General features: G+C 62.2%; 4 protein-coding genes and 1 pseudogene. 4 read left to right on the forward strand and 1 reads right to left on the reverse strand.

Translation table 11 applies throughout. The features are described from left to right. A pseudogene (locus tag GE253_RS25575) lies at window positions 1-113 on the forward strand (IS5/IS1182 family transposase); the annotation flags it as partial. A 283-nt stretch (window positions 114-396) separates the two neighbouring features. Here GE253_RS25575 and GE253_RS25580 read toward each other — a convergent pair. Next, window positions 397-1,251: an endonuclease/exonuclease/phosphatase family protein gene (locus tag GE253_RS25580; protein ID WP_153206973.1), complete on the reverse strand. Its 855-nt coding sequence runs from the start codon at window positions 1,249-1,251 to the stop codon at window positions 397-399. A 355-nt stretch (window positions 1,252-1,606) separates the two neighbouring features. Between GE253_RS25580 and GE253_RS25585 the strand changes: the two genes are divergently transcribed. From GE253_RS25585 to GE253_RS25595, 3 genes are all read left to right on the forward strand, one after another. Beyond that, window positions 1,607-2,667 (forward strand): IS630 family transposase gene (locus tag GE253_RS25585; RefSeq protein WP_153206974.1). Its coding sequence is split into 2 segments (ribosomal slippage): window positions 1,607-2,099 and window positions 2,099-2,667, totalling 1,062 coding nucleotides; the frame shifts between segments, so codons are not numbered across the junction. Window positions 2,668-3,043: 376 nt separating this feature from the next. Continuing rightward, window positions 3,044-3,253, forward strand: coding sequence for an addiction module protein (locus GE253_RS25590; protein WP_153206975.1), 210 nt, complete (start codon window positions 3,044-3,046; stop codon window positions 3,251-3,253). Further along, window positions 3,253-3,543 carry a type II toxin-antitoxin system RelE/ParE family toxin gene (locus GE253_RS25595; RefSeq protein WP_153206976.1) on the forward strand — a complete coding sequence of 97 codons (291 nt, stop codon included), beginning with the start codon at window positions 3,253-3,255 and terminating at the stop codon, window positions 3,541-3,543. The genes GE253_RS25590 and GE253_RS25595 overlap by 1 nt, the downstream gene beginning before the upstream one ends. The last annotated feature ends 205 nt before the right edge of the window (window positions 3,544-3,748 follow it).

Below are 3,748 nucleotides of genomic sequence, written 5' to 3' on the forward strand. Positions count from 1 at the left end.
TCAACAAGATCAAACAGTTCAGAGGTATCGCCACCCGATACGACAAACAACCCGAGAACTTCCTAGCTGCCGTAAAGCTCGTCGCCGTCAGGCTATGGTGTCAGTCGTTATGAGTCTACGGCCTAGGCCAGGCAGTTGGCGCTGAGACGTGGAATTTTTGACCAGCTTCCACCAGTTCTCAGCGATCACCCACTTCCACTCCGTTGTCCCGTGCGATCCGTTCCATGCTGCGCTGGGTAAGCAGCCAACCCCCGACCACGCCGCCAATCCCCGCCGGGAACAACACCGACCCCATCCAGAAGGCCGATATGACCAAGCAGGCCGCTCCTGCGACCCACGACGCTATAGCGGCAATGAACATCAAGGTCGCGGCCGTCGATATGTGGGGAGGGCCCCTCACCGGATCTCGACCGACACCGGGCAGTGGTCGGACACGCGCTTCCTGTCCGCCCGGTCTGTCTCTGCATAAACCAGGATCCCAACGCTGTCGGGCTTCGCCTTGGCCGCCACCGGGCCGCCCAGGACCAAGTGGTCGATCAGGTCGGGATACTCGCCGGACCAACAGGTACTGGGCTTGCCTTCGGTAACCAGCGCCAGCGGGGCAGGGCCGTTGTCGAGGACCTGCCAGAGCGGGTCGGCCCCGTTCAGCCGCCGGTTGAAGTCGCCGGCCACCAGGAGCGACGCCCCCTCGGCCTGGCGCTGGTCGATCCAGGCCGACAGGATCGGCATCTGTTCGCCGATCACCGGGCAGGCATCGTTCTGGCTCTTAGAGCTGAAGCAGCCGGACTTCAGGTGGACCGACAGCCCACGGACATCGCCGCCAGGCAGGTGGAACACGACGTCCACGCCCTTCCTCAGGGACCGAGGCTTGCCGTCGAGCAGGTCCAGCGCCACCAGGTCCGGCATCCTTGTGTAGCGGACGGTCTTCCGAACCGCCCAGCCCGCCCTTTGGAAATCCTTCTCGTCGGCCAACAAGATATCGAACTCTGCGGGGTCGAACACCTTGGCGGCGGCGGCGGTGGTATCGACTTCCTGCAGCGCCACGATGTCCGCGTCCAGCTGTTTCGCATAGGCCCTCAGCCTGTCGAAATCGGCGTCGGTGCGCTGGTAAACGGCCCGTTTCGGATCGACAGTGGGTCCGTTGATTTCGTCCGCCCGCAGCGTCAGCCAGCCCATGTTCCAGGTGGCGATCTTGGTTTCCTTCGCCGCAGTTGGCAAGGCGCCAAGAAGGGCGGCGAGAAGGAACGGCAAGCAGCGTCGCTTTGGGTTTCTCCGGTTGGTCCTGTGGAAAGGGCTACCGGGAATTCTGTGACGGTTCAACCGCGACGCATTTGAATACTATCACAGCGCTACCTTGTTCCGGACACGAAAGTAGAGGCGGCACCCGCCTTGATAGAACAATAGCCGAACCGTGGCGGATTGGCTTAAGGGGATTGTCCGCTTAGCGTTGGATTGCCAGTCAGACCGAAACAGTCCGCCCGCGCTGTCGAACGACGGGAGGCCGGACAACATGTGTCATACCAAGTCCTGGTGACGATGACTCATTTTGGGGGTTCCGGTTGCGCCTGAGTTCTGATTCAACCTGTCGATTGACAGGAGGAACGGAATGGCAGCAGCGGTGGGGCTTCGGGCGGATTATACGGCGGCGCAGGTTCGTGCCTTGGCGAAGGCTTCCCGGCACGCCGACCAGACGCGGCGTCTTCTTGCGGTAGCGGAGATTTACGACGGCCGGTCTCGAACGGAGGCGGCCCGTGTCGGTGGCGTCGGGCTTCAGACGCTGCGGGACTGGGTACTGGCCTTCAACGTGCTGGGGCCTGATGGCCTGCTGAGGGGCAAGGCGCCTGGCAATCCGTCGATCCTGAAGGACACTCACCGTCAGGCGCTGACAAAGATGCTGGAGAAAGGACCTGACCCCGCGGTGCACGGGATCGTGCGATGGCGGCTGGTGGACCTGATGCACTGGCTATTCGAGACCTACCGGTTGTCGATCAGCAAGCAGACGCTGAGCCGGGAATTGCAGGCCATGGGCTATGCCAAGCTCTCCGCCCGCCCGCGCCACCATGCCCAGGATGGCAAGGCGCTGGAGGCATTCAAAAAAACTTCCCCGCCCGTCTGGCGGAAATCGCCGCCCACGAAGCCGCCGGCAAAGCCGTAGAAATCTGGTGGCAGGACGAGGCCCGCATCGGCCAGAAGAACAAGATCACCCGCCGATGGGCCAAACGCGGTACCAGACCATCGGCACCCCATGACCAACGGACCCGGTCCGCCTGGCTGTTCGGCGCCATCTGCCCAGCCCTGGGCAAGGCTGCCGGCCTCGTCCTGCCCACCTGCAACACCAAAGCCATGACCCTGCATCTGGCCGAGATTGCACAGGCAGTGGCACCAGGGGCGCATGCCGTCCTGCTCCTCGACCAAGCCGGATGGCACCTTTCCCAGGACCTTGTGATCCCGGAAAACATCACCATCGTGCCACTGCCGCCCAAATGTCCTGAATTGAACCCTGTCGAGAATATCTGGCAGTTCGTCCGCGATAATTGGCTCTCAAACCGCGTGTTCAAGTCCTACGCCGATATCCTCGACCATTGCTGCCACGCCTGGAACAGGCTCGTCAGCCAACCATGGACCATCATGTCCATCGGTACCCGATCATGGGCCCATGGGTTCTAATCACCGGGACTTGGTATCAGGCCCCCCTGAAGTCTTCAACAACCGGGTCCGCCTGACCAGCGCCGGCGCCTTCCGCCACATCAGTTCAAGGCAAGTCGATCTCTATTTCCACGAGACCGGCTTTCGCAGGTCCCAACGCGTCGCACCCGGTCAGTAATTCCGCAGAGCCCGGAGAGGAAGAGCAATTCTCCAACCCCTCTCGGTCCAGGTGCCGCCCGCACGCCCCTTGCCCGCCGCCTTCATTTTGGCTGCTGGAAACGCAATTGAAGCCGGTTGACATGAATGTTGCGGAAATGTCGGCACGGGCCCAGATTATCACTCGTCGGTGCGGCGGCGACCCGTGCCGCGGACGTAGAGACGAGCTGGAGCGCCAAGCATGCCGACACTAGATTTCAGCCACCTCACCACAGATCAGCGGCTCGATCTGATAGCGGAGCTTTGTGACAGCATCGACCACGACGCGGTGCCGCTCACTGAAGCCCAGATCGCCGAGTTGGACCGCCGCCTGGTAATGCTGGACGCCGAGCCAGGCGAAGGCCGGGACGCCTTCGAGGCGCTGATCGACCTTCGCCGTCGCCACGCCTAATGCGCGTCCGCCTTACGCCCCCGGCCGAGGCCGATCTGGAGGAGGCGCTAACGTGGTACGGGGGCATACGCGAGGGGCTGGCTGCCCACTTCCTCGATGAGTTCGAGCGTCTCCTGGAGCGCCTGCGCGACAATCCGCATCAGTTCCCCCCCGTGCGACGGGATATTCGCCGCGCTGGGTTTCGCCGCTTTCCCTACGGACTGGTCTTCCGCGTCCTCGCGGGCGAAGTGGAGATCGTCGCCTGCTTCCACGACCGCCGCGACCCACGCCATTGGAGCCGACGCATGTGACGACCGGGGGGGGCGTAAAATGCCAAAACCGCTCCGAGTATTTCCAATTCAGGCAATTTCGTTTGGTGTTGCATAAATTTAGAGCATCGCGCGAGAAAGCGGAATCGAAGGATTCCCTTTTTGGTCTGGATGTGATTCATCTTTATCGGAGGTGGATCATGGGCAAGGCGTATTCAGAAGATCTTCGGGAACGCGTTGAAGCGCG

The sequence above is a fragment of the Niveispirillum sp. SYP-B3756 genome, from assembly GCF_009495745.1.
In the GTDB taxonomy this organism is placed as follows: Bacteria; Pseudomonadota; Alphaproteobacteria; order Azospirillales; family Azospirillaceae; genus Niveispirillum.

Bases quoted from the DNA above. Each gene is read 5' to 3' on its own strand.
- GE253_RS25590 (WP_153206975.1), top strand. From the start codon at position 3,044: ATGCCGACACTAGATTTCAGCCACCTCACCACAGATCAGCGGCTCGAT.
- GE253_RS25595 (WP_153206976.1), top strand. From the start codon at position 3,253: ATGCGCGTCCGCCTTACGCCCCCGGCCGAGGCCGATCTGGAGGAGGCG.